Genomic DNA, 24,539 nt, shown 5'->3' with positions numbered 1-24,539 from the left:
CTTCTTTGAGTCCGGGACGCAATTGGGCCATAAGCTGCACATGATGGAAAAAGCGGATATCATTATCATCGGCGGCGGCCTTGTGGGACTTACACAGGCGCTTGCCTTGGCCAATCATGGAATCAGTTGTCATGTCGTGGATCGCGCCGATCCCGAAGCGATGCTTGCCCATGATTTTGACGGGCGCACATCGGCTATTTCCAGTTCCAGCATGAAAATGTTCGAAGCCATCGGCCTTGGCGACGCGCTGGAGGGCAAGGGATGCCCGATTGAACAGATTTGGGTCAGTGATGGCCTGAAGCGCGGCTCGCTCGACTTCGTTCCCGGTGCCGAGGACGGCTATCTCGGGCAGATGTTCGAGAACAGGTTGATCCGGCGCTGCCTGTACGAAGCGGCAAAAGCCAATGAGGCAATTCATTTGCATATGCCAGTGCACATTCTTTCCAAAACGCGCAATGCGGCGGGCGTGACCGTAGAGCTCGATAATGGGAAAACCCTGTCTGCAGACCTGATGGTTGTCGCCGAAGGGCGGCAAAGTACAACACGTGATGAAGCCGGAATAAAGATCATCCACTGGCAGTATAATCACAGCGCAATGGTAGGTGCGGTCTTCCACGAAAAACCGCATCAGAATATCGCATATGAGATTTTTTATCCGAGCGGCCCCTTTGCAGTCCTGCCCATGCTCGACAGCGCCGACGGCCGGCATCGATCCGCTATCGTCTGGTCCGTCGATGAAGCCGATGCGCCGGGCTATATGAAGCTATCCGAACGGGGATACGCCGCCGAGGTCGAAAAGGCGATGGGCGGTCTGTTGGGTCAGATCGAAATGGCAGCGCCCCTTTCAACCTATAAGCTTGGTTTCCACCATGCCGGTTCAATTACCGCTGAGCGGCTTGTCCTGATCGGGGATAGTGCGCACGGCATCCACCCCATTGCCGGACAGGGGCTAAATCTGGGGCTGCGGGATGTGGCAGCGCTGGCAGAAGTTTTGGTGGACGGGATGCGGCTGGGGCTTGATCTCGGCGATGCCCAGTTGCTGGAACGTTATAGCAGGTGGAGAAGCGTGGACACCCTGATGGTCGCCATGTCAACCGACGGGCTGAACCGCCTGTTCGGTATTCCCGGAAAAGCAGCGTCGGCCATCCGGCGTTTTGGAATGAGTCTGGTGCAACGCACCCGCCCCGCCAAGGCCTTTTTCATGGCCGAGGCACGGGGCGAGAGCGGTGCTTTACCCAAGTTGCTGAAGGGCGTGGCGGTTTAGGCCGTAAACTCGTAAATAGCGTCGTCGACGATATTTACGAGTTCAGGACCTAGCCTTCGGTTACCGGAACAAGTCGGATTTCGACCCGCCGGTTGGCGGCGCGACCTGCCTCATCCAGATTGCTCGCCTTCGGCTGGCTTTCACCATAGCCTTTGGTAGCCAGGCGCGCAGACTGTACGCCGCGTGATCCCAGATAGGCCGCGACCGAAGATGCCCGGCGTTCGGACAGCGCCTGATTATAGGCATCCGAGCCTGTGGAATCGGTGTGGCCCAGCACGTCGACATAGGTTTTTTCATATTGGACCAAGGTCGCTGCGACCTGATCAAGCGTCGTGCGGAAATTGGGTTCGATGTTCGAACTGTTTACCGGAAATGTGACTTCCGAAGGCATGTCGAGCACCAGATTGTCGCCGTCACGAATGACATTGACGCCGGTACCAGCGGTCTGCTGGCGCAGCTTCTTTTCCTGTTCGTCCATATAATAGCCGACGCCTGCACCTGCGACTGCGCCAATGCCCGCGCCAACGATCTTTTCGGTTCGGTCACGCCGACCACCGATAAGGTCACCCAGAAGATATCCGCCAAGCGCGCCACCGACGCCACCAATAGCCGCTTTCGAAATCGTGCGTTTGCCGGTCTCAGGGTCGGTCACACAGGCCGAAAGGGGGAGCATTGATGCCAGCACGGTGAGGGATAGGATTTGTTTTGTATTCATGTTCATAGCCTTCCTGATGATGCATTTATTAAACGCCACGGAATATGAACCGGAGATTATTCCGCGTGCGGGTCGCATCGCAGTGCCTAACGCGTGACGTTGCATTTTGTTGCCATGACCGGATGTTTGGCACTATGGGACATAGCCTTCTATGCAACCACTTAGTCCCTTTCCCTGGTTTGATGCCGCCACCATCCTTGTGCTGATCGCCATCAACGGTGTGTTCGCAATGTCCGAACTTGCCATTGTATCGGCCCGCGCCGCCAAGTTGAAAGCCATGGCCGATAGCGGCACGCGGGGTGCGAATACGGCGCTGCGGCTGGCACGTGATCCGGGCAAATTTTTATCGACGGTACAGATTGGAATCACCCTGATCGGTATCATCGCCGGGGCCTATTCGGGGTCCACTCTGGGCGAACCTATGGCGCAACGACTCGCCTATTTGGGAATCCCTGCCGATTGGGCCGATACATTGGGGTTCGGTATTGTCATTTCCATCACCACCTATGCTTCGCTGGTCGTAGGTGAACTGGTTCCGAAACAATTTGCACTTGTGGCGCCGGAACGCATCGCCATCATTGTTGCCGGACCCATGGAAATGCTGTCGCGCATTACGGCTCCTATTGTGTGGCTGCTGGATCGTTCCAGCGCGCTGATTTTTCGCATGCTGGGCCTGCGCCGTGACAGCCGGGAAGCCCTGACAACCGAAGAGTTGCGGATGGTTTTTGCCGAAGCGACGCATGCCGGAATCATTGAGGAACATGAGCATAAGGTCATTGCCGGTGTTGTGCGTCTGGCCGATCGTCCCGTGCGCGAGGTAATGACACCGCGCACCGATGTGGACCGCATTTCCGCAGATGCATCCGAAGAAGATGTCCGCGACATGCTGGTCCATTCGCCCCACACCCGCATTCCGGTAACTGGCGAGAATGCCGACGATATTATCGGTGTGGTCCAGTCGCGCGATATTGTCGCGGCGCAGATTGGCGGGAAGCGGCTCGATCTGCGCGACCTGATGCGCAAGGCGGAGATTGTTCCGGATCAGCTGGATGCCATGGATGCCCTTGAAATCCTGCGGTCATCCGATGTGCCTATGTTGCTGGTTTACGATGAATATGGGCATTTTGAGGGAATCGTCACGCCCAACGACCTGCTGGCCGCGATCGCGGGTGAATTTGCCTCGGATCAGGCGCAGGGTAGCGCCCCGAACATTGTTACGCTGGACGACGGATCGATGCTGGTGTCCGGCGCGATGTCGGCCGATGCCATGGCCGAGGTGCTGTCCATCGATCTGCCCGACGACCGCGATTATGCCACGGCTGCGGGCCATGTCCTTCATATCTTGCGCCATTTGCCGGAGGAGGGCGAATCCTTCGTCGACCAGGGCTGGCGTTTCGAGATTGTCGACATGGACGGTCGCAAAATCGATAAATTGCGCGTGTCGCTTGCAAAAAAGGCAAGCCAAGTCGACGCAGTTGAGGGCTTGTGATTAGCGAAACGGTTGGTTAGGGCGTTGCCACTATAGCGGAATAACAAGACATCTAGATTCCACGGGATATTCAAATGGCTGATTTCTTTTTACCCAAAAACAGTAAGGTTCAGAAGGGCCGGGTGCATGCATCCAGCACCGCGGGTAAAGTCAAGAAATTCAAAGTCTATCGCTACGATCCCGATAGCGGCGAAAATCCGCGTTATGACACATTTGAGGTCGATACCGACAATTGCGGCCCGATGGTTCTCGATGCCCTGATCAAGATGAAAAGCGAGCAGGACAGTTCGCTTACCTTCCGCCGGTCCTGCCGCGAAGGCATTTGCGGATCCTGCTCGATGAACATCGACGGCAAAAACGGGCTGGCGTGCACCACGGCGATCGAGGATTGCAAAAGCGAAGTGACCATCACGCCGCTGCCGCATATGGAAGTGATCAAGGATCTGGTTCCCGATTTCACCCATTTCTACGCGCAATATGCGTCGATCAAGCCATGGTTGCAGACCGTCACGCCGGAACCTTCGGGCAAGGAACGCCTGCAATCACCGGAAGACCGCGCCAAGCTGGACGGCCTGTATGAATGCATCCTGTGCGCCTGCTGCTCCACAAGTTGCCCGTCCTACTGGTGGAACAGCGACAAGTTCCTGGGTCCTGCCATTCTTCTGCAAGCCTATCGCTGGCTTGCCGACAGCCGTGACGAAATGACCGGGGAGCGTCTGGACGAGCTGGAGGATCCCTTCCGCCTGTACCGTTGCCATACCATTATGAATTGCGCCAATGCCTGCCCCAAAGGCTTGAATCCTGCCAAGGCCATCGCGGAAACCAAGAAAATGGTTGCCGAACGGCATATTTAATCGCGGGACATCCGTTGGAAACACCCGCATTCGACAGCAGTCCCGATCCGGATAATCCGGGTTGGCTGAATTGGCAGATGACCGATGCGACGCGGTATAATGGAACCGTGTTGGGCAAGATGCTGGTACGCAGTGAAGGTGACCGCAAGGCGAGGCTGCGCATGTTCCCCGAGCACCGTCACAGCAATCTGCGCAATGCCGTCCACGGCGGCGTCACCCTGGGCTTTATCGATGTTGCTATGTTCGGCGCATCGCGGATGTTCGGCCTCATCGAGGCCGGGGCCGCCGTCACGCTGGACCTTTCGGTGCAATTTATCGGCGCCGGTACCATTGGCGAACCGCTGGACGCGGAGGTTGAGCTTTTGAAAGAAACCGGCCGTTTGCTTTTCATGCGCGGTATCGTGACGCAAGGCGATGAACGGGTCGCTGCCTTTTCCGGCACCATCCGAAAACCCACCCGGAAATGACCGTTCCGGCAGCGTGTTATGGATAAGGTAGAAAACCGTTACAACGCGCTGGTTTCGGCCAATGAATTAAAGCCCGACGCGGACCAGTTAAAGGCCGTCCGTGCACTGGCGCGCGTCCAGGACGAACTTGAGGCAGTGCCTCCACGGGGAAGCACCATCTGGCGCTTTTTACGGAAAAAGCCCGACCCGGCGCGGGGCCTTTATCTTTGGGGTGGTGTCGGGCGCGGGAAATCGATGCTGATGGACCTGTTTTTCGACACGGTTCAGGTCCGCCGGAAAAAGCGGGTCCATTTTCATGAATTCATGCTCGATATCCATGCACGCCTGAAGGTGGAGCGGGAAAAGGAACGGGGCGATCCGATCCCGCCTTTGGTGGAATCCCTGGCGGAAGAATCGCGCCTGCTGTGCTTCGACGAGATGGTCGTGAACAATATGGCCGATGCCGCAATCATGTCCCGCCTTTTTTCAGGGCTGATCGCTGCAGGCGTCACGGTGGTGACTACATCGAACCGGCATCCCGATGATTTGTACAAGGACGGGCTCAACCGTCACCTGTTCCTGCCCTTCATCGATCTCATCAAGGAAAGGCTGGACATAGTCAGCCTCGACGGACCGGTCGATTACCGCCGTGACCGCTTGGGCAGTGCACGAACCTGGCTGGTGCCCAACGGACCGGAGGCAACGGCGGCCTTATCGCAAACCTTTTTCCGTCTGACTGACTATCCACCCGAAGATCGCGCCCATGTGCCGTCTGCGGAACTGGATGTGGGTACAGGGCGGACCCTGCATGTGCCCAAGGCGCTGAAAGGTGTCGCGGTGTTCTCCTTCAAGCGCTTATGTGCCGAGGCGCGCGGGTCGGCCGATTATCTTGCCATTGCGCGTCGTTTCCACACCGTCATCATGGTCGGCATTCCCGTCCTCGGCCCCCAAAACCGAAACGAGGCGGCACGTTTTGTAACCCTGATCGACGCACTATACGAATATCGCGTCAAATTTCTGGCCAGCGCCGATGCCATACCGGACCAGCTTTATCCCGAAGGGGATGGCCGGTTTGAATTTGAACGCACCGTATCGCGGCTTCTGGAAATGCAGTCCGAGGAATATCTGGCGGAGGGCCATGGTCCGCGTTAGGCTTTGCGCAAAGGAGAAGAGGATGTTCAGACGTTTATCGATAGTCGCGGCAAGCTTGCTGGCAATAACCGCCGCACAGGGCCAGGCGCAAAATGCCCAACGTCAGGCGGAGCGGGATCTTTTTGCAAAGATTGTCGAGATTCCGACCGTCGAGGGGCAGACCGCCGAATTCAAAAAGCTGACCGGCTTGCTGAGTGCCGAGTTCCGGAAAGCCGGTATAACCGATATTGTCGTCAAGGATCATGACGGTACCCAGACCCTTATCGCCCGCTGGCCTGCCGCGAAGCCGAGCGGGAAGAAGCCGATATTGCTGATGGCGCATATGGATGTGGTGGCAGCCAAGGAAAGCGACTGGAAATATCCACCTTTCAAGTTTCGCGAAGAGGACGGCTATTATCTTGGCCGTGGATCAAATGACAACAAGGCGGGCCTGACAGGGATTGTTCTGGCTCTGCAATATTTGCGGGCGGAAAAGTTTCAGAATACGCGGGACATCATCGTCCTGTTTACAGGCGATGAAGAGACCAGCGGTAACAGTGCGCGCCGTGCCGCAACCGAATGGCGGTCGCTGATCGATGCCGAATTTGCCCTCAACAGCGATGCAGGGGGCGGATCGGTCTTTCCCGACGGCCGTGTGGAAGGTTTCGGCATGCAAATCGCCGAGAAAACCTATGCCGACTATAAGCTGACCGCCATCAATCGCGGCGGGCATAGCAGTGCGCCGCGTCCGGACAATGCGATCTATGCGCTGGCAAATGCGCTGACCGCAGTGGAGCGCCACCGCTTTACGCCGATGATCAACGATGCGACGCGGGCGACCTATGAAGCGCTTTCAAAAGGCGATAGCGGCCAATATGGCGAGCTGGTCCGGCGTTTCCTTGCCAATCCGACCGACCGCGAGACCGCCGATCTGTTGGAAGCCATGGACAGCGGTAGCACGCGCACACGCTGTGTCGCGACCATGCTGTCGGGCGGCCATGCCCCCAATGCCCTGCCGCAAAAGGCCGAGGCCAACGTCAATTGCCGAATTTTCCCCGGCGTGAAAATTGAAGAAGTGCGCCAGCAATTGCAGGCGCTGGCTGGGCCCGATGTAACCGTCACCGCTGTAGAAGGGTCGCAAACCCCCGAAACAGCACCCACACCGCTGCGTGCCGATATTACCGAAGCCTATAAGGCGGCGGTTGCCACCCGGTTTAAGGATGCGCCGGTTATGCCGTTCCAGTCAGCAGGGGCAACGGACGGGGCATTTCTGAGAGCAAATGGTATACCGGTATATGGCTTTGGCGGACTGTGGGGCATTGTCGGCGCACGGGAAGGCGCCCATGGGCTGGACGAACGCGTTTGGGCCGAAGGATTCCACGGACAGGTCCCGATCTGGATGGAAATGTTACGTCGCGTCGCAGGCTGAAACCGCCATTAATGCTATTGCGAACTGTTATCATAAAAAGGCTTAACTTATACGCTTTAGTGGGTTGTTAAGTTAAGTGATTCGGCGTAACGCCGCCTCAATTCCGCTACAGGCCTTAAGGGAAGGAAATCGTTTCATGGCTCGCAAGAAAATTGCGCTTATCGGTGCCGGTATGATCGGCGGCACACTTGCCCACCTCGCTGCATCCAAAGAACTGGGCGACGTTGTCCTGTTCGACGTTGCCGAAGGTATGCCGGAGGGCAAGGCACTGGACCTGGCGCAGGCCGGACCCGTCGAAGGCTTTGATGTAAAGCTTAAGGGCACGAACAGCTACAAGGACATCAAGGGCGCCGACGTCTGCATCGTCACCGCCGGTGTCGCCCGCAAACCCGGGATGAGCCGTGACGACCTTCTCGGCATCAACCTGAAGGTCATGAAGGCCGTAGGTGAAGGCATCAAGAAGTATGCCCCCAAGGCATTTGTCATCTGCATCACCAATCCCCTCGACGCCATGGTCTGGGCCTTGCGCGAATTTTCGGGGCTGCCGCACAATATGGTCGTGGGCATGGCCGGCGTTCTGGACAGCGCCCGTTTCCGTCATTTCCTCGCCGAAGAATTCAATGTTTCGGTCCGTGATGTCACCGCCTTCGTACTGGGCGGACATGGCGACACGATGGTGCCGGTGATCGAATATTCGACCGTTGCCGGTATTCCGGTCCCCGACCTTATCAAAATGGGTTGGTCCACCAAGGAAAAGATTGACGCAATCGTCGCGCGTACGCGTTCGGGTGGTGGTGAAATCGTCGCCTTGCTGAAAACGGGTTCGGCCTATTATGCCCCGGCAACGTCGGCAATCGAGATGGCGCAGGCCTATCTGAACGACCAGAAGCGTTTGCTGCCCTGTGCTGCAAATCTGACCGGCCAATATGGCGTGAAGAACCTGTATGTCGGCGTTCCTGTCGTCATTGGCGCTGGCGGCGTTGAACGCATCGCCGAAATCAAGCTGAACGCAAAGGCGCAGAAAAACTTCAACGTATCTGTGGATGCGGTGAAGGAACTTCTGGTTGCTTGCAAAAAGATCGATCCGTCGCTGAAATAAGCGGACATCATATTTCAGGAGACGCATGTGAGCATTCTCGTCAACAAGAATACCAAGGTCATTACGCAAGGCATGACCGGTGCGACCGGCACCTTCCACACCGAACAGGCGCTGGCCTATGGCACGCAAATGGTCGGCGGCGTTACCCCCGGCAAAGGTGGAACAACACATATCGGCCTGCCGATGTTCGACACCGTGCTGGAGGCCAAGCAGGCAACCGGCGCCGATGCGACGGTCGTCTATGTTCCGCCCCCCTTTGCGGCGGACTCGATTCTTGAGGCGATTGACGCGGAAATCCCCCTGATCGTGTGCATTACCGAAGGCATTCCGGTGCTTGACATGGTCAAGGTGAAGCGCGCCCTGTCAGGGTCGAAATCGCGCTTGATCGGCCCGAACTGCCCCGGAATTCTGACCCCGGGCGAATGCAAGATCGGCATCATGCCCGGAAATATCTTCTCGCAAGGTTCGGTCGGCGTTGTTTCGCGTTCCGGCACCCTGACTTATGAGGCAGTGTTCCAGACCACGGCCGAAGGCCTGGGCCAGACGACCGCCGTCGGCATTGGCGGCGATCCGGTCAACGGCACCAACTTTATCGACTGTCTGGAACTGTTCCTTGCCGACGACGCCACCAAATCGATCATCATGATCGGTGAAATCGGCGGCAGCGCAGAAGAAGAAGCCGCACAATTCCTGATTGATGAAGCCAAGAAGGGCCGCAAGAAGCCGATGGCTGGCTTTATTGCAGGTCGCACGGCGCCTCCAGGGCGGCGCATGGGCCATGCGGGCGCTATTGTATCCGGCGGCAAAGGCGATGCGGAAAGCAAGATTGCGGCCATGGAAGCCGCAGGCATTCGCGTATCCCCTTCTCCTTCACTGCTCGGCAAAACATTGGTCGAAGTACTGAAGGGATAAGCATCCCTGCCGTTTCCCTCCCCAAGGAAGGCATAGATATGGGTCTTGAGAACCAGGATTTTGAAATTGAGCGCGGTCCCAGCTGGGAGCGCGCCAACTGGCCTTTATCGGTCACCGACGATTTGACGGCATCGCTCGACCCCACCCAGATGGTGGTCGAGGTGAAGGCTGCGGCCAAGGCGGCGGGCAAGCAAATGGCAGAGGCCGACGCGGTTGCGGCGGCGAATGATTCCATTCGCGCCATGATGCTGGTGCGTACCTATCGCGTGCGCGGCCATCTTGCGGCCAATCTGGACCCACTTGGCCTTTCCAAGCAGGAAATACCGGCGGATTTGACCCCGGAATATCATGGTTTTTCGGGCGCTGATCTGGACCGGAAAGTATTTGTCGGCGGAACGCTGGGTCTTGAATGGACGACCGTGCGCGAACTGGTCGACATCTTGCGGGCAAATTATTGCGGCCCCGTCGGTCTGGAATATATGCACATTGCCGATGTGGAAGAACGCCGTTTCCTGCAGGAACGGATGGAAGGCAAGGACGCCGCCATCCACTTCACGCCCGAAGGCAAAAAGGCGATTCTGGCCAAGGTTATCGAAGCCGAACAGTACGAAAAATTCCTGGGCCGCAAATATGTCGGCACGAAGCGTTTCGGTCTGGACGGCGGCGAATCCATGATTCCCGCTCTCGAAGCGGTCATCAAATATGGCGGGCAACTGGGCGTCCGCGAAATCGTATATGGCATGCCGCATCGTGGCCGCCTGAACGTCTTGGCCAATGTGATGGCCAAGCCCTATCGCATCATATTCCATGAATTTTCGGGCGGCAGCGCGAATCCCGATGATGTCGGCGGTTCGGGCGATGTGAAATATCATCTGGGCACCAGCACCGACCGCGAATTTGACGGCATCAAGGTGCATATGAGCCTTGTCCCCAATCCGTCCCATCTGGAGGCGGTCAATCCGGTCGTTCTCGGAAAGGTGCGCGCCAACCAGACCGCCCGCGGCGACCTTGGCAAGCATGAGCAGGTCCTGCCGGTTCTGTTGCATGGCGATGCGGCCTTTGCAGGACAGGGTATCGTTTGGGAATGCCTCGGTTTCTCTGGGATTCGCGGCTATAATACCGGCGGATGCCTGCACTTTATCGTGAACAACCAGGTCGGCTTTACCACCAGCCCGCAATATGCGCGCTCGTCGCCTTATCCTTCGGATGTTGCCAAGGGCGTTCAGGCCCCGATTTTCCACGTTAACGGCGACGATCCCGAGGCGGTTACCTTTGCGTGCAAGATCGCCATCGAATTTCGCCAGACATTCCACCGCGATATCGTGATCGACATGTGGTGCTACCGCCGCTTCGGCCACAATGAAGGTGACGAGCCGAGCTTTACCCAGCCACTGATGTACAAGGTGATCAAGGGCCATCCCGGCGTCAGCGAGATTTATGCCAAAAGGCTTCAGGCCGAAGGTGTGATTGATGCCGACTGGGCCAATGAACATGCGACTCGTTTTGTCGCCCTGCTCGAGCAGGAATTTACAGGCGCCGCCGATTACAAGCCCAATGCGGCGGACTGGTTTGGCGGACGCTGGTCGGGGCTTTCGAAGCCTGCCGATCCGGAAACCGCGCGCCGTAACGTTGAAACGGGCATTTCCAAAAAGCTGTTCGACAGCTTGGGTCGCACATTAACATCGGTGCCCGACACGCTGAATATCCATCCCACCCTTGGCCGTGTTCTCGACGCGAAGAAGGCGATGTTCACTTCGGGCGAGAATTTTGACTGGGCAACAGGCGAAGCCCTGGCCTTCGGCTCCCTGCTGTCGGAAGGATTTGGCGTGCGTCTTTCGGGACAGGATTCAGGCCGCGGTACGTTTAGCCAGCGGCACGCTGTCTGGGTCGATCAGGGCACGGAAGAAAAATATGTGCCGCTCTCGACATTGCCGCACGGACGGTTCGAGGTTCTGGACAGCCCGCTGTCCGAATTTGGCGTGCTCGGCTATGAATATGGTTATGCCGGTGCCGAACCCAAAACGCTGGTATTGTGGGAAGCGCAATTTGGCGACTTTGCCAATGGTGCCCAGACCATGATCGACCAGTTCATTGCATCGGGCGAGGCAAAATGGCTGCGCGCCAACGGCCTCGTGATGTTGTTGCCCCATGGCTATGAAGGTCAGGGTCCCGAACATAGCTCGGCCCGTCTGGAACGGTTCCTGCAGCTTTGCGCCGAGGATAATATCCAGGTCGCCAATTGCACGACGCCGGCAAATTATTTCCACCTGCTGCGCCGTCAGATGGCGCGGTCGTTCCGCAAGCCGCTGGTTGTCATGACACCCAAATCCCTGCTGCGGCACAAAATGGCAGTTTCCAAGGCAGAAGATTTTCAGGGCGACAGCCACTTCATGCGGATATTGTCCGACCCCTGGGCACCTGCAGACAAGGATGTGAAGCGTCTGGTGCTCTGTTCCGGCAAGGTCGCCTATGACCTGATGGAGGCCCGCAATGCGGCCGGGGACAGCGACACCGCGATTGTCCGGATCGAGCAGCTTTATCCATTCCCCGGCGAACCTCTGACGGTTCGCCTGAAGCGTATGACCGGGTTGGAAGAGGTTGTCTGGGCACAGGAAGAACCGAAAAATGCGGGCAGCTGGTCCTTTGTCGATCCCTTCATCGAAGAATGCCTGTTGAACGCAAAGGTTAAACCGACCCGCGCGCGCTATGCCGGGCGCAAGGCCGCTGCGGCGACCGCAACCGGCCTTGCCAAGCGCCATCAGGCCGAACAGGCCGCGTTGGTCGCCGACGCCCTTGGTCATAATGTCCGCGCAGAAATCCGCCGTCAGAGAAAAGGCTGATCCCCATGAGCACCGAAGTCAAAGTCCCCGTACTGGGCGAATCCATCACCGAGGCCACCCTTGGCCAATGGCTGAAAAAGCCGGGCGAAGCCGTTGCCGCCGACGAGCCGATCGCCAGCCTTGAAACCGATAAGGTCGCTGTCGAAGTGCCCGCACCCGTCGCCGGAATCATGGGCGCATACAGCGTCGAGGAAGGCGCGACGGTCAATGTCGGCGCCGTGATCGCCTCCATCGAAGAAGGCAGCGCGGGCGCGGGCGCCGCGGCGCCTGCTGCACCTGCGGCTGCCCCGCAACCTGTGGCAACGGCACCTGCCCCTGCACCTGTTGCCGAAGCTGCGCCGGCCGCCGAAAACAGCGACCTGCCGCTTTCCCCCGCTGTCCGCCGTCTGGTACTTGAGCTCGGCATCGATCCCAGCAAGATCAAGGGGACCGGCAAAGACGGACGCCTGACAAAGGAAGACGTGGTCGCCGCCGCCAAGGTTGCGCCTGCCGAAGCTTCACCCGCGGCAGAGAGCGCAACGCCCAAGGCAGCCCCTGCTGGTGCGCGTCAGGAAGAACGCGTCAAGATGACCCGTCTGCGCCAGACCATCGCCAAGCGGTTGAAGAGCGCGCAGGAAACCGCAGCGCTTTTGACCACGTTCAATGACTGCGACATGAGCGAAGTCATTGCGACGCGTGACAAATATAAGGATCTGTTTGAAAAGAAGCATGGCGTCCGGCTGGGCTTCATGGGCTTTTTCACAAAGGCTGTTGCCCTCGCCGCGCGCGATGTGCCCGCGGTGAATGCGCAAATCCAGGGCGATGAAATCGTCTATCACAATTATCTCGACGTCTCGGTCGCGGTGAGCGCGCCCAATGGCCTCGTCGTCCCGGTCGTGCGTAATGCCGACGCCATGAGCTTTGCCGAAATCGAAAAGGCCATTGCCGATTTCGGGGCCAAGGCGAAATCCGGTTCGCTGACGATGGAGGATATGACCGGCGGCACCTTCACCATTTCCAATGGCGGTGTGTTCGGCAGCCTTATGTCGACACCGATCATCAACCCGCCGCAGAGCGCTGTTCTCGGGCTGCACCGTATCGAAGACCGGCCCGTGGTCCGCAATGGCGCCGTCGTCGTGCGCCCGATGATGTATCTCGCGCTCAGCTACGACCACCGCCTGATCGACGGGCGCGAGGCGGTGACATTCCTCAAGATCGTCAAAGAAGCAATTGAAGATCCCGCCCGTTTGTTGATCGACCTGTAAGGAGCCGACACCATGGCAGAACAAGATTATGACCTGATCGTCATCGGCGCAGGTCCCGGCGGCTATGTCGCTGCAATCCGTGCCGCCCAGCTCGGTTTGAAAACCGCCTGCGTGGAAAGCCGCGAAACATTGGGCGGAACCTGCCTCAACGTCGGCTGCATTCCGTCCAAGGCCATGCTCCACGCCTCGGAACTCTACCATGAAGCCCAGTCGGGCGCGCTCGCCAAATTCGGCATCGACTTCAAAGGCGTCGGCCTGAACCTCGACCAGATGCACGCCGAAAAGACGAAGGCCGTGGGCGAACTGACCGGCGGTATCGAGTTTCTGTTCAAAAAGAACAAGGTCGACTGGCTGAAAGGCCATGCCGCCTTTACCTCGCCGAACAGCATCGACGTCGCCGGAAAAAGCTACACCGCGCAGAAGATCATGATCGCGACCGGTTCGTCGGTCACCCCGCTGCCGGGCGTGACCATTGACCAGAAGGTCATTGTCGATTCCACCGGCGCGCTCGCCTTGCCCAAGGTGCCCAAGCATCTCGTCGTCATTGGCGGCGGTGTGATCGGGCTGGAACTGGGAAGTGTGTGGTTGCGCCTTGGCGCACAAGTTACCGTCGTCGAATATCTCGACCAGATCCTGCCCGGCATGGACGGCGAAGTCCGCAAGGAAGCCGCCAAGATCTTCAAGAAGCAGGGTTTCACCATTCGCACCGGTACCAAGGTCACCGGCGCCACTGTCAAGGGCGGCACCGCGACACTGACCGTAGAACCCGCTGCAGGCGGTGCATCGGAAAACATAGAGGCGGACTGCGTCCTTGTCGCCATTGGCCGCAAGCCCAACACCGAAGGACTCGCCCTCGACAAGGCAGGCCTGACCGTCAATGCCCGCGGCCAGATCGAAATCGGCCATGATTTCCAGACCAGCGTCCCCGGCATCTACGCCATTGGTGATGTCGTCCCCGGCCCGATGCTCGCGCACAAGGCGGAAGACGAAGGCATCGCCGCCGCCGAATTCGTCGCGGGTCTGACCGGCATTGTGAACCATGACGTCATTCCCGGCGTCGTCTACACCTATCCGGAAATCGCCAGCGTCGGCCTGACCGAGGAAGAGGCGAAGGCACAAGGGGAAATAAAGGTCGGCAAATTCCCGATGATGGCCAACAGCCGCGCCAAGACGAACCGCGATACCGACGGTTTCGTAAAGGTGATCGCCGATGCCAAGACCGACCGCGTGCTGGGCGTCCACATCATTGCCTCAATCGCGGGCAGCATGATCGCCGAAGCCGCGCTGTCGATGGAGTTCGGCGCGACATCGGAAGATGTTGCCTACACCTGCCACGCCCACCCCACCCACGCCGAAGCGTTGAAAGAGGCGGCAATGGCTGTTACAGGAAAGCCGATCCACATGTAGGACAGCCGCTTTATGCAGCGATACTATTTCCCGGTTGTAACGCTGCTTCTGCTGCTTTTCACATTGGTCGGTTTTTCGGACAACCTGTTCACCAACACAGGTCAGCCCAGCAATTCGGACCCGAAATTCATAATTCATGGCCTTCTTTGTGGCGCATGGATGCTGTTGCTTTTCGTCCAGGCCAATCTCGTCCGCGTCCGGAATATAGGGCTTCACCAAAAGCTGGGAATGGCGGGCATTGTGATCGCGCTCGGCGTCACGCTGAGCACGATCTGGGTTTTTATCATGGTCTGGAAAGGCTGGGCGGCGATGAGCCCGGAGGTAAAGGCAAACCGCATCCTGCTACCCAGCTTTTCGATCTTCATAGCCCTCGCCTATCTGCAGCGGCGGCGACCGGATCGGCACCGCCGCCTGATTTTGACCGGCACCTTTTTCATGATGGAACCGGTGCTCGCACGTTGCTACGATCCGGTGGTCGTGCCGATGATGGTCGGGTGGAGCGAACCGCAAATAGAGGCGGCATTCCTTCCCTGGCTGTTCACATTGTGGATCGGGCTTTTTCTTTCCCTGCTGCTCTATGACTGGACGACGATGAAGCGGCTCCACCCCGTTTCAATCGTCGCGCTTTTGTGGTTCGGTCTAATCTGGTTTACGGTCACATCGGTATAAGACCGGAGCTCTAGCGAGGTTACCCCTTTGACTCCCCATGTCGTTCCCCTTCTCCAGTGGCTTGATCTGCTCGGCATCACGGTGTTCGCCGCTTCTGGTGCACTGGCGGCGGCGAACCGCCAGCAAACTCTGGTAACATTTACCTTTTTCGCGCTCGTCACCGGGGTTGGCGGGGGGACGGTGCGGGATCTTTTGATCGGTGCGCCGGTATTTTGGGTGCAGGACTGGCGTTTTGCCGCCACTTGTCTCGCGACCGCTGCCTTGGTGTGGGTGACCCCCAAATCCTTCTGGAATGCCCGCGCGCTCGACTGGTTCGATGCGATCGGGATCGCCATTTATGCTGTGTTCGGCGCGTGGAAGTCGCTGACGCTTGGTGTTCCCCTGCTGCCTGCGATGATGATGGGCGTCATTACCGCCTGTGTCGGCGGGATCATCCGCGATGTTCTGGCAGGCGAGCCGTCCATTTTGCTGAAGCCCGAAATCTATGTCACCGCCGCGGCACTTGCCTCTGGCCTGTTCGTTTTGCTGCTGTGGATCGGCCTGCCTGTCCTCCTCGCCGCAAGCCTGAGCGCACTTGCCGGCTTCGCCCTGCGTGCGATGGCGATTCTGAAAGGCTGGGCCATTCCGGCCTATCGCGGATGATATACTCGGCGTTGTAAAGCGGGGACTGTACCGTCAGGGACTGTCCCCAAACCGCGATAGCTCGGGTGCGCACTCCCCCTCTCGCTCTTCTCCGCCAGTGAGGAGATGGTGTGGTTTGCGCGTTAGCCGACGTCAATCTTTTGCTAAGGCTACTCGCATATCATGTGACCGTGACTGATCGCAGCCTCTTTGAGTTACATCGCCCGGATCCGGCGGAGATGGCCGGTCAAATGCTATTTGGTGCGCCGCCAAACGACGCGGGCAATGACCATGGCCGCGCGAAAATCGGCGGCAATCTATTAAGCATCAGTGGTTCGGTTCTGGCCGCAGCCCTAGGCCTTTGGCTGATAGCCTATATATCGGGCGCTTTCCCTTATCTTGGCATCTATGAATATAGCCGTCAGGGCAAGGTGGTGACGAACACCGAGCTAGGTGCCGGCCACATGCTTCTGTTCAAGGGGCAAGAGGCATTTATCGACTATGAAATAGACAGCCCATCTGGTGATCGCGGCGAAGTCTATCTGGATATCCAGCCTTGGCCGACAACCAACTGGACGCCCGCCATGCGGACCATCAGCGGCAAGAACGACGGGATATTGACCATCACAGTCCCTGAAACCGGCATATATCGCTTCCATTTTGCAAACGGCCCATCTGCCTATCGTGAAGACATGACCTATTCGGTAACATGGGGCGCGCGGTAGGCGGCGAACAAAAGAATTCCGACTTCTTTCGTGTCTTTGCGCGAACCGAGACAGCTATCACGGCAATGCTGCAATTATCGACTTTCTCTCTGGTCCGGCGAAATCATATCCCGACTTCCATCCCGTTCGGCCCGTGCCTGTATTTGCGGTTGGACCATCGCTTCCCAAATGCCCCACCTGAAAATATTCAGAATCACACCAAACCAGAATGGAATGGCAAGAAACGGTGGTATTTTGATGAAGCCTGCATAATCGGCAGTGACCACGACAAAGCATGTCCAACCCACCAGATTCATTACAGTCCGGTAGTGGAGCACCTGACGATCAATCCGAAGTGCAATGGATATCAGCTGTTCCATTGGCGAAACATCTCACAATATGTGGGCGTCTGCAATGTTCCCAAAACGCGGGCTCCGTTTCACCATTACATCTCTTTCTCCATTTTTTCCTTCCTCCTTTCTGAACAAAAAATTGCACTTGCACCCCTTAAGGGTTGGTGGTCAAAGCGGGCGGAGCCCTTGCCAGATGGCGGGGTTAAAGGAGAAGGAAAATGTACAGTCATATGATGGTGGGCAGCAACGATATTGCCCGCTCCAAAACTTTTTACGACGCAACCTTTGCTGCCTTTGGGGGCAAGCCGGGTATTCAGGACCCAAAGGGTCGCCTGATTTACATGCATAATGGGTCGATGTTCCTCGTCACCCCGCCGATCGACGGCCAACCGGCAACTTGCGGAAACGGCATGACCATCGGTTTTGCGATGACCCCGGAGCAGGCCGATGCCTGGCATGCCGCAGGCGTCGCCAATGGCGGCAAGGCGATTGAGGACCCCCCCGGCATACGCGAAGGCGGTGGCATGAAATTATATCTCGCCTATTTGCGCGATCCCGATGGCAACAAGCTGTGCGCGCTGCACCGCGTCACCGACTGACCAAAGGATATCTTGCATGACATTTGAAACGGTTTCGACGAACACCGCTTTTGGTGGTGTGCAGGGTGTCTACAAACATCATTCGACCGCGACGGGGACGGAGATGACCTTTTCGGTTTATGTCCCGCCCCACGCGCCGGGTGCGAAATTGCCGGTGGTCTGGTATCTGTCGGGTCTGACCTGCACCCATGCCAATGTCACCGAAAAGGGCGAATTTCGACGGGCCTGTTCGGAACTGGGCCTGATCTTTGTCGCGCCCGATACAAGTCCGCGGGGTGAGGGCGTGCCCGATGATCCCGACGGCGCCTATGATTTCGGTCTGGGCGCAGGCTTTTATGTCAATGCGCTGGTCGAACCCTTTGCCGAACATTACCGGATGCGCGGCTATATCGAGAGTGAATTGCCGCATCTGGTTGCCGAACACTTCCCCGTCGATATGGAGCGGCAGGGCATTATGGGGCATTCCATGGGCGGCCACGGTGCGCTGACCATATCCCTTCGCGCGCCCGGAAAATTCCGGTCAACCTCGGCCTTTGCGCCGATCGTCTCGCCGCTGAATTGCCCGTGGGGGGAAAAGGCGCTGGGTGGATATCTGGGACCTGATCGGGAACTTTGGGCCGAATATGATGCCTGCGCGCTGATTGCCGGTGGCGCACGTTTGCCCGACCTGTTGGTCGATCAGGGCGAGGGCGACAATTTTCTGGCGGAACAGCTGAAAACGCATTTGCTGGTCGAGGCGTGCGAGGCCGCCGGGCAACAGGCGACGATCCGGATGCAGCCCGGCTATGATCACAGCTATTATTTCATCTCCACCTTCATGGCCGACCATCTTGCATGGCATGCCGCGCGGTTAAAGGCCTAGCCATTTTGGCCCCTGCGCGATAATGGCACGCGGACAAGCGGGTGTAGCTCAATGGTAGAGCAGCAGCTTCCCAAGCTGAATACGGGGGTTCGATTCCCCTCACCCGCTCCAGCTTTTCGCGCATCGCCCTTTGTCCTTCTCGACGACGCCCGCACCACGGGCGCTTCGCCGGCGCGGCTTTATGCCCACCCGGTCGCAATACTGACGGCGCAGCGCGGAGAAGAAGTCGGCCCACTGCTCGAACAGCTTCGCGCGGCACGGGCCGACGGGCTGCACGCCGCTGGTTTTTTAAGTTATGATGCGGGCGCGGCGCTGTTGCCACAATTGGGTGATCCGCCGGCCGGACCGCTGGCCTGGTTCGGATTATTCAAGGAATATCAGACACTTGAATCTGACGCCATGGCGTCATGCCTGCCCGATCCGGCGGGGGCATGGCTATCGCCGCTACGCCCCCTGATCAGCCGTGCGGACTATGCCAGGGCTTTTGCAACGGTGCAGGACTATATCAAGGCGGGCGATATCTATCAGGCAAACCTCACCTTTCCTCTTGTGGCCGATTATGCAGGGGACCCGCTCGCGCTCTATGCCGCACTGCGTCCGCGGGCGGCGGCGGGCTATGGTGGTGTGGTTTGGACAGGGGAGCGCACTTATCTCTCCTTCTCGCCCGAGCTGTTCTTTGCGGCAAAGGACCGCCGCGTGACGACCAAGCCGATGAAGGGCACCGCGGAACGCCGGGCAGATCCTGCGGCCGATGTGGCGGAGGCCGAACTTTTGCGGACCGATCCCAAACAGCGGGCGGAAAATCTGATGATCGTCGACCTGCTGCGCAACGATCTGTCGCGGGTGTGCGAAGCAGGGTCGGTGCGCGTCCCGGACCTGTTCCACATTGAAAGCTATCCCACCGTCCACCAGATGACCTCCACTGTTACGGGCGAACTCGCGCCCGGACGCGATGCGGTGGACGTGATCGCCGCGCTCTACCCGTGCGGTTCAATTACCGGCGCGCCCAAAATCCGCGCCATGCAGGTCATCGCCGAGACCGAAGCCGCACCGCGCGGCCTTTATTGCGGTTCGATCGGGCGGATTGATGCCTCTGGCGATGCGGCGTTTAATGTCGCGATCCGCACTTTTACCTTGTGCGAAACGACGAAGACGGTTTCATTGGGGCTGGGGTCCGGCGTCGTTGCGGATTCCGACATGAACGCCGAATGGGCGGAATGTCTGGCAAAGGGGGATTTTGCAAAGGTGGGCGGGACCGGTTTTGATTTGATTGAAACAATGCGCTTTGAACCGGCGCAGGGTATATTGCGGCTGGAACTGCATCTGGAACGCATGAAGGAAAGCGCGCGCGTCTTCGGTTTCGAATTTGACCGGCACGAGGCCCGCAACCGGCTGCATGCCGCAACCTTCCATCTGGACCGGCTGTCCAAGATACGGCTGCTGGCCTCCAAAGGCGGGGCGCTGTCGATCGAGGTCCGGCCGTTGGAGGAAAGCGCGCCCTGGCGTGTGGCAGTGGTACCGCTTCCTGTCGACAGCACAGATTTCCGCTTGCGCCACAAGACCAGCGACCGCGCCTTTTACGACGAGGCACGCCGGTCGCGTCCCGATTGCGACGAGGTTCTGTTCACTACCCCCGACGGCCGCCTGACCGAAGGCAGCATCACCGCGCTTTTTGTCGAGCGCGACGGGATGCTGCACACGCCCCGGCTGGAGGCCGGGCTTTTGCCCTCCGTCCTGCGTCGCGAGCTTGTCGACACCGGCCGCGCGGTCGAGGCGGACCTGTTCGCCGCCGATCTGGACGCACCCTTTTATGTCGGCAATTCGCTACGCGGATTAATCCCGGCCACAAGGGTTGCGTAATTTTCGGTGAGGCATTAGGGGCAGCCACGCAATTTGCGTTCAATTCAGCCCGTGAAAGCCAGTCCCATGATCGATCGTCTGTCCGCCGCCCTCGGCCGGATCGCCCCTTCCGCCACCCTCGCCATGTCCGGCCGGGTGATTGACCTGAAGGCGCAAGGCATTGACGTGATCGGCCTGTCCGCAGGCGAGCCTGATTTCGACACGCCCGACTTTGTGAAAGAGGCGGCAATACAGGCCATCCGAGACGGCATGACCAAATATACCGCCGTCGATGGCATCGCCCCGCTGAAGCAGGCCATCATCGCCAAGTTCAAGCGCGACAATGGCATCGATTACAGCCCGAAGCAGATCACGGTGAATTCGGGCGGCAAGCACACGCTGTTCAATGCGCTGGTCGCCACGGTCGACAAGGGCGATGAGGTCATCATTCCTGCACCCTATTGGGTCAGCTATCCCGACATCGTCCAGTTTGCAGGCGGCACGCCCGTTGTCATCATGGCGACCGCCGCGCAAAATTACAAAATCACGCCCGAGCAGCTGGAGGCCGCGATCACGCCCAAGACCCGCTGGCTGATCCTCAATTCGCCGTCCAACCCCACCGGCGCCGCATATAATGCAGTCGAGCTGGAGGCGCTGGGCCAGGTGCTGCTGAAGCACGAGCATGTCATGTTGCTGACCGACGATATGTACGAACATATCTGGTATGCGCAGTCGCCCTTTGCGACCATGCTGCAGGTCTGCCCTGACCTTTACGACCGCACGCTGACGATGAACGGCGCGTCCAAGGCCTATGCCATGACCGGCTGGCGTATCGGCTATGCCGGTGGTCCGGAATGGCTGATCAAGGCGATGGGCGATCTGCAATCCCAATCGACCAGCAACCCCTGCTCGATCAGCCAATATGCCGTGCTTGCCGCGCTCAACGGGCCGCAGGATTTTCTGCGCGAGCGCAACGCCGCGTTCAAGGAACGGCGCGACATGGTGGTTGCCATGTTGAACGACGCCCCGGGGCTGAACTGCCCCACACCCGAAGGCGCCTTTTACGTTTATCCTGACGCCAGTGGCGTCATGGGCAAAACGACGCCGAAGGGTAAGAAGATCGAAACAGACGCCGATCTGATCGACTATTTCCTGGACGATTACCGCGTCGCCGCCGTGCATGGCGCCGCCTTCGGCCTGTCCCCCGGCTTCCGCATTTCCTACGCAACCTCGGCGGAAATCCTGAAAGAAGCCTGCACCCGAATCCAGTCGGCGTGCGCCGCACTCGTCTGAGCGCAAATGAACAGAAGAAAACGGCGCGTTAAGGACGATTTAACGTGACCTCTGCTTGAAACTTTTTGCGGCAGGGTAACGTATCTGCTCCTGCCGCCGAACAGGCGATAACAAGAGAAAATAATGGACCGTATCTTTAACTTTCTGCGCTCGGATCTTTTCCTCAGCCTTGCCGGTGGCTTTGCCCTCGGCCTTGCAGGGCTGACCGTTATCAATCCGGCAAATGCCAGCAGCGCCGATACCGATACGGGCCGTTCAATCACGGTTGGAGCGCCTGTCCATGTCGAGTCACCTTCCCCGCAATAAACGCACCCCCCGCCTGTTGCTTCTGGCAACGGCCCTTGCCTTCACCGCGGCATGCGGACCCGAGGGCACATCACCCATCGCCATGGCCCATGCCGCCGAAGGCATTGCCATCGCCGCCCCCAAGGCCCCGATCACCGAACCCAAAGGGACCCAGACGGCGGTTTTTGCCGGCGGCTGTTTCTGGGGCATTGAAGGTGTGTTCGAACGCGTCAAAGGCGTGACGAGTGTCGAGTCCGGCTATTCCGGCGGGACCAAGGCCAGCGCCGATTATGACAGCGTCAGCAGCGGAATCACGGACCATGCGGAATCGGTCCGCATCCGCTATAACCCCGCCGTCGTCAGCTATAACGACCTGTTGCACATCTTCTTTTCCGTCACGCATGATCCGACGCAGTTGAACCGGCAGGGTCCCGATACCGGCCGCCAGTACCGCACCGCCATCTTCCCGGCCAACGCCGCCCAGCGTGCAGCAGCATCCGCCTACATCGCGCAGTTGAGCAAGGCCAAATATTGGAAGAAGCCGATTGTGACAAAGATCGAGGGCTTCAGCTTTTACCCTGCCGAAGGCTATCATCAGGACTTCATGGCAAAGAATCCGGCTCACCCCTACATCGTCGCCTGGGACAAGCCGAAGGTCGCCAATCTCAAGCGCCTGTTCCCCAACCGCATCCGGTCCTAAGGCCAGCGGTCGCTTTTCTGGGGGCGGGACTGTCCGGGGGTTAGGGCCTAAATCCCGGCATACCAGTCATAGTCATGGGCATCTTCCCAATAGCCGCCCTTGCCGCCGTAAAATTTGGAAAGATCGTCGGTCGCTTCGACGCGCATGACATATTTGGCCTGCTTGTAACCCAGTTGCCGCTCAACCCGCAGGCGCAAGGGCGCGCCATGTTTCACAGGTAATATGCCATCGTTCATGCTCCACGCCAATATGGTCTGCGGGTGGAAGGCATCGATCAGGTCGATCGATTCATAATAAGGCACACCCGGCCCCCATTGGTCCGCGCAGTGGAAGACGATGTAGCGCGCACGGGTCGACAGGCCCGCCGCCTGCAACAACAGGCGCAGCGGCGTGCCCCGCCATTTGCCGATTGCGCTCCACCCTTCGACGCAGTCATGGCGCGTAATCTGTTCGCGCGATGGCATCGCCATCAGGGTTTTGAGGTCAAAATTCTGCGGGTTTTTGACCATGCCGTCGATCCGCAATGACCAGCGGACAAATTTGTCGGCCACATGCGCCGCATATTCCGGAGTGCCCCCGCTGATCGATCCATTGGCCTTGAAAACCGGCGACATGTCGCTTTCGCTAAATTCGCGGGCAAGTGCGCCGCGGTCCATGATCAACCGGTGCGCACCTTTGTTCAGCGCTTCGCCTGTACGCAGAAGAGAGCGGAAACCGGGATCTTCGGTCAGGGCATCGCAGCCTGAAAGCAAAAGGCCGCTGCCGCCCAAGGCAGCTCCGGTCAGGAACCGGCGACGGGGCAACAGGATATTCGAACCGCTCATGCCGTTTCTCCTTCCATGGATGCAACTTCGGGCGCGGGTGCCGGCTCGGCCTTTCCGGGCAAGCGGTATTTGCCGGTAATCATGGACCGCACCTCGTTCACGGGCCCTGCCAATATGACCATCGCCATGTGCACAAAGAAGAACGCGACCAGACCGAAAGCGCACAGGAAATGGATCGACCGCGCCGACTGCCGCCCGCCAAACAGATCAAGCAACCACGGCCACGCCGCATTCATCGCCGGCGACATGGTGAGGCCGGTAAATATGATAAGCGGCAACAGGACGAAGATGACCGAGATATAGGCGAATTTCTGCAGGATATTATAATCCCTGGCCGCCGCCCCCGTTGGAAAGCGTAGCCGTGCATGTTCTTTGATGTCGTGCCAGATGTGGGAGGGCGACCATTCCCATTTGCGGATATGCAGATCATTGCGCACATGCCCGTTCCACAAGGAACGGAGCATATAGAGCGTCAGCGCAATGGCCAGAATCCACGCAAAGGTGAAGTGCCAGCGCCGCGCCGCCTGCAAATCATAACCCGACGGAATGGTGAGCCAATAGGGAAAGGCGCGCCGCTTTACCTCGCCTTCTTCATTGGTCCATATGCCAAGAACACCGGTGGTTTCCACCCGCACCCCGGCGAGTTCGACAAAGCCGGTATCGCCCGCATCGTCGATGATCAGCCAGGCCTTGTCGTCATTGGCGCCATATTGACCCCAATAAAGCCGCCCATGCGCGTTAAAGATCATCAGCCCGCTCATCAGCATAACCAGCAGCGTCAGCGCATTGGTCCAGTGCCACAGCCGCGTCGACAAACGATGCCGCTTTACCACATCCCCCGGCTTAAGATCCGCCTGCTCCATATATCTGCTCCCTCGTCGCCCGAATATTCTGCCAGAGGGTGTTCGCAGAGAATAGCATTAAAGTTACAGGGGTGATGCAATATGGCCTGAAAAATAA

24 protein-coding genes and 1 tRNA gene are annotated in these 24,539 nt (G+C 58.5%); 22 read left to right on the top strand and 3 right to left on the bottom strand.

The window, feature by feature from the left end; genetic code table 11:
• The first annotated feature begins 43 nt into the window (after nt 1–43).
• Entirely contained in the window at nt 44–1,264 is a 1,221-nt protein-coding gene (locus FOM92_RS12740) for an FAD-dependent monooxygenase (RefSeq protein WP_143777850.1), read from the top strand.
• A 49-nt stretch (nt 1,265–1,313) separates the two neighbouring features.
• On the opposite strand, the gene FOM92_RS12735 is transcribed toward FOM92_RS12740, so the two are convergent.
• Nucleotides 1,314–1,979: a YiaD family glycine zipper/OmpA-like lipoprotein gene (locus FOM92_RS12735; protein ID WP_281285609.1), complete on the bottom strand. Its 666-nt coding sequence runs from the start codon at nt 1,977–1,979 to the stop codon at nt 1,314–1,316.
• A 151-nt stretch (nt 1,980–2,130) separates the two neighbouring features.
• Here FOM92_RS12735 and FOM92_RS12730 point away from each other — a divergent pair, with 151 nt between their 5' ends.
• The 21 genes from FOM92_RS12730 to msrA all read left to right on the top strand — a co-directional run bounded on the left by FOM92_RS12730 (nt 2,131) and on the right by msrA (nt 22,755).
• Nucleotides 2,131–3,468, top strand: coding sequence for a hemolysin family protein (locus FOM92_RS12730; RefSeq protein ID WP_143777220.1), 1,338 nt, complete (start codon nt 2,131–2,133; stop codon nt 3,466–3,468).
• A 74-nt stretch (nt 3,469–3,542) separates the two neighbouring features.
• Complete coding sequence (locus FOM92_RS12725; RefSeq protein ID WP_143777219.1) at nt 3,543–4,322, top strand: succinate dehydrogenase iron-sulfur subunit; 780 nt, start codon at nt 3,543–3,545, stop codon at nt 4,320–4,322.
• Nucleotides 4,323–4,336: 14 nt separating this feature from the next.
• On the top strand, nt 4,337–4,789 hold the full coding sequence (locus tag FOM92_RS12720) for a PaaI family thioesterase (RefSeq protein ID WP_246087288.1): 453 nt from the start codon (nt 4,337–4,339) through the stop codon (nt 4,787–4,789).
• An 18-nt stretch (nt 4,790–4,807) separates the two neighbouring features.
• Entirely contained in the window at nt 4,808–5,920 is a 1,113-nt protein-coding gene (gene zapE / locus FOM92_RS12715; protein ID WP_143777218.1) for a cell division protein ZapE, read from the top strand.
• Nucleotides 5,921–5,942: 22 nt separating this feature from the next.
• Entirely contained in the window at nt 5,943–7,328 is a 1,386-nt protein-coding gene (locus FOM92_RS12710) for a M20/M25/M40 family metallo-hydrolase (protein WP_170226879.1), read from the top strand.
• A 136-nt stretch (nt 7,329–7,464) separates the two neighbouring features.
• Nucleotides 7,465–8,427 carry a malate dehydrogenase gene (gene mdh, locus FOM92_RS12705; RefSeq protein WP_143777216.1) on the top strand — a complete coding sequence of 321 codons (963 nt, stop codon included), beginning with the start codon at nt 7,465–7,467 and terminating at the stop codon, nt 8,425–8,427.
• Nucleotides 8,428–8,454: 27 nt separating this feature from the next.
• Nucleotides 8,455–9,339, top strand: a complete 885-nt coding sequence (gene sucD / locus FOM92_RS12700) for a succinate--CoA ligase subunit alpha (protein ID WP_143777215.1) — start codon at nt 8,455–8,457, stop codon at nt 9,337–9,339.
• A gap of 38 nt (nt 9,340–9,377) precedes the next feature.
• Nucleotides 9,378–12,179 (top strand): 2-oxoglutarate dehydrogenase E1 component, encoded by a 2,802-nt coding sequence (locus FOM92_RS12695; protein ID WP_143777214.1) that lies wholly within the window; start codon nt 9,378–9,380, stop codon nt 12,177–12,179.
• Between the two features lie 5 nt (nt 12,180–12,184).
• The gene (gene odhB, locus FOM92_RS12690; protein ID WP_143777213.1) at nt 12,185–13,423 is read left to right on the top strand and encodes a 2-oxoglutarate dehydrogenase complex dihydrolipoyllysine-residue succinyltransferase; all 1,239 of its coding nucleotides are present in this window, start codon (nt 12,185–12,187) and stop codon (nt 13,421–13,423) included.
• Nucleotides 13,424–13,435: 12 nt separating this feature from the next.
• Nucleotides 13,436–14,830, top strand: a complete 1,395-nt coding sequence (lpdA, locus tag FOM92_RS12685) for a dihydrolipoyl dehydrogenase (protein WP_143777212.1) — start codon at nt 13,436–13,438, stop codon at nt 14,828–14,830.
• Between the two features lie 12 nt (nt 14,831–14,842).
• On the top strand, nt 14,843–15,499 hold the full coding sequence (locus FOM92_RS12680) for a hypothetical protein (RefSeq protein WP_143777211.1): 657 nt from the start codon (nt 14,843–14,845) through the stop codon (nt 15,497–15,499).
• A 27-nt stretch (nt 15,500–15,526) separates the two neighbouring features.
• Nucleotides 15,527–16,141, top strand: coding sequence for a trimeric intracellular cation channel family protein (locus FOM92_RS12675; protein WP_143777210.1), 615 nt, complete (start codon nt 15,527–15,529; stop codon nt 16,139–16,141).
• Between the two features lie 164 nt (nt 16,142–16,305).
• The gene (locus tag FOM92_RS12670) at nt 16,306–16,845 is read left to right on the top strand and encodes a hypothetical protein (protein ID WP_143777209.1); all 540 of its coding nucleotides are present in this window, start codon (nt 16,306–16,308) and stop codon (nt 16,843–16,845) included.
• Entirely contained in the window at nt 16,830–17,411 is a 582-nt protein-coding gene (locus FOM92_RS12665) for a hypothetical protein (RefSeq protein WP_143777208.1), read from the top strand. Before FOM92_RS12670 ends, FOM92_RS12665 begins: the two co-directional genes overlap by 16 nt.
• Entirely contained in the window at nt 17,396–17,776 is a 381-nt protein-coding gene (locus FOM92_RS12660; protein WP_143777207.1) for a VOC family protein, read from the top strand. Before FOM92_RS12665 ends, FOM92_RS12660 begins: the two co-directional genes overlap by 16 nt.
• A 16-nt stretch (nt 17,777–17,792) precedes the next feature.
• Nucleotides 17,793–18,638, top strand: a complete 846-nt coding sequence (fghA, locus tag FOM92_RS12655; protein WP_143777206.1) for an S-formylglutathione hydrolase — start codon at nt 17,793–17,795, stop codon at nt 18,636–18,638.
• 37 nt (nt 18,639–18,675) lie between these two features.
• Nucleotides 18,676–18,749 (top strand) — tRNA-Gly (locus FOM92_RS12650).
• Nucleotides 18,714–20,498, top strand: a complete 1,785-nt coding sequence (gene pabB / locus FOM92_RS16000; protein ID WP_342778198.1) for an aminodeoxychorismate synthase component I — start codon at nt 18,714–18,716, stop codon at nt 20,496–20,498. Before FOM92_RS12650 ends, pabB begins: the two co-directional genes overlap by 36 nt.
• 69 nt (nt 20,499–20,567) lie before the next feature.
• A complete protein-coding gene (locus tag FOM92_RS12635; RefSeq protein ID WP_143777848.1) occupies nt 20,568–21,770 on the top strand; it encodes a pyridoxal phosphate-dependent aminotransferase in 1,203 nt (400 codons plus the stop codon).
• 123 nt (nt 21,771–21,893) lie between these two features.
• Complete coding sequence (locus FOM92_RS12630; RefSeq protein WP_143777204.1) at nt 21,894–22,076, top strand: hypothetical protein; 183 nt, start codon at nt 21,894–21,896, stop codon at nt 22,074–22,076.
• A complete protein-coding gene (msrA, locus tag FOM92_RS12625; protein WP_246087287.1) occupies nt 22,051–22,755 on the top strand; it encodes a peptide-methionine (S)-S-oxide reductase MsrA in 705 nt (234 codons plus the stop codon). Before FOM92_RS12630 ends, msrA begins: the two co-directional genes overlap by 26 nt.
• A 47-nt stretch (nt 22,756–22,802) precedes the next feature.
• Here msrA and FOM92_RS12620 read toward each other — a convergent pair whose 3' ends face one another.
• Nucleotides 22,803–23,579: a molybdopterin-dependent oxidoreductase gene (locus tag FOM92_RS12620; RefSeq protein ID WP_143777203.1), complete on the bottom strand. Its 777-nt coding sequence runs from the start codon at nt 23,577–23,579 to the stop codon at nt 22,803–22,805.
• Nucleotides 23,576–24,442 carry a cytochrome b/b6 domain-containing protein gene (locus FOM92_RS12615; protein ID WP_143777202.1) on the bottom strand — a complete coding sequence of 289 codons (867 nt, stop codon included), beginning with the start codon at nt 24,440–24,442 and terminating at the stop codon, nt 23,576–23,578. Before FOM92_RS12615 ends, FOM92_RS12620 begins: the two co-directional genes overlap by 4 nt.
• Nucleotides 24,443–24,539: the final 97 nt, after the last annotated feature.

The organism is Sphingorhabdus contaminans (genome assembly GCF_007280415.1).
Classification (GTDB): domain Bacteria; phylum Pseudomonadota; class Alphaproteobacteria; order Sphingomonadales; family Sphingomonadaceae; genus Sphingorhabdus_B; species Sphingorhabdus_B contaminans.
The sequence above is the reverse complement of the archived record's forward strand: the minus strand, read 5'-3'. Positions and strand labels throughout refer to the sequence as shown.